The organism is Pacificoceanicola algae (assembly GCF_049341065.1).
Taxonomy (GTDB): Bacteria; Pseudomonadota; Alphaproteobacteria; order Rhodobacterales; family Rhodobacteraceae; genus Pacificoceanicola.
The window spans coordinates 1-1,621 of the sequence record NZ_JBMPIX010000062.1; the positions used below are offsets into that span (position 1 = coordinate 1).

The 1,621-nt window shown below is 59.8% G+C and carries 1 protein-coding gene; it reads left to right on the forward strand.

Translation table 11 applies throughout. The features are described from left to right. Window positions 1-1,594: recombinase family protein (locus ACOYQJ_RS26160; protein WP_422908809.1), on the forward strand; the 1,594-nt coding region annotated here is incomplete at its 5' end. Window positions 1,595-1,621 lie beyond the last annotated feature (27 nt).

Below are 1,621 nucleotides of genomic sequence, written 5' to 3' on the forward strand. Positions count from 1 at the left end.
CTATGAGAAGGCACGGCGCGGCGAACTTGTCGTCGCCGCTCCTGTCGGTTTCGTGAAGGCTGGCGACCGGCTGGAGAAGGATCCGGATCGTCGCGTGCAAGATGCCATAAGTCTGGTATTCGACAAGGTCGCCGAGCTGGGGAGCGCGCGGCAGGCTCTCATGTGGTTCATTGAACATGGTCTTGAACTGCCCTGCCTTCGCAAGCAGGGTGAGGTGGTCTGGCGGCGGCCAACATACGCCACCATCCATCGCATGATCGTCAACCCGGCCTATGGCGGGGCTTATGCCTACGGCAAGACCCGGACATCGGTAGGGTTCGGGACGTCCGCTACGCGCAGGAAGGATCGCGATGAGTGGCTGGCATTGAAGCCGGGCGCGCACGAAGGATACGTGAGTTGGGAAAGGGCAGAGGCGATCCGCAAAATGGTCAGCGACAACGTCCCTCAGAGCCGACATCACGGCGCGGCCAAGCATGGTTCCGCCCTTTTGGCCGGACTTCTGCGCTGCCGTCGCTGCGGGCGCAAGTTGACGGTTCGCTACACCGGCAAGAGGCATGATATCCCGCGTTACTCCTGCTGGCGCGGCCTTTTGGACAACGGCGAAGCGCGCTGCATCGCTTTCGGCGGATTGCGGGTCGATGATGCCATTGAACATGCGCTCTTGCAGGTGGTCAGCCCCGGCGCGATCGCCGCCGCTGAAGCGGCCGCTCGGCAAGCGGTGTGTCAACGGGATCAGGTTCGCGATGCGCTCAGCCGTGATCTGGAGGCGGCGCAATATGCGACTGACCGTGCATTCCGACAGTATGATGCATCGGACCCCGAGAACCGCTTGGTGACTGCAGAGCTGGAAGCCCGTTGGAACCGGATGCTTCAACGGGTTCAGGAGATCGAGCAGAAGCTCGCGCACCACGATACGACCAGCCCGAACGCGACAACGCTACCGGTGGAAGACCTGGTAGCCCTGGGTGCCAATCTTGAGCGCGTCTGGTTTGCGCCGGGCACGGATGCCAAGCTCAAGAAGCGGATTGTCCGCACGGTAATCCGTGAAGTAGTGGCAGATCTTGACGACGATGCATCCGAGATCGTTTTGTTGGTTCATTGGGCCGGCGGTGCCCATACAGAAATCCGCCTGCCAAAGCGTCAGCGAGGACAGCGCAATGCAACACCACCTGATATTGTTGAAGCCGTCCGCCAGCTTGCACGGATCGCCAGCGACGATGTCATCGCCGGTGTCCTGAACCGGAACGGCCTTGGCACCGGAAACGGCAACCGCTGGACCAGGGAACGGGTCACCGCATTACGGTCCTACCGCAAGATTCCCGTATTCAAGGTTGAACCCAATGATCTCGATCCCTGGCTCAACCTCTCCAACGCGGCCAAGCTTCTCGGGGTGGCACCAAGAACGTTGCGGTTGGCAGTAGAAGCAGGTGAAATCAAAGCGGAACACCCGCTCGCTGACGGACCGTGGATATTCGAGCGAACGGAATTGTCAAAACCGGCGGCACAACACCTCAACAAACGGGCGCGGCAAAACCAAAAACACCCCGCAGTATCACATGCAGATCAACAAAACCTTTTCCCTTCAACAACATAGAAAGATGGGCGTAATGAAGCAAAGTTG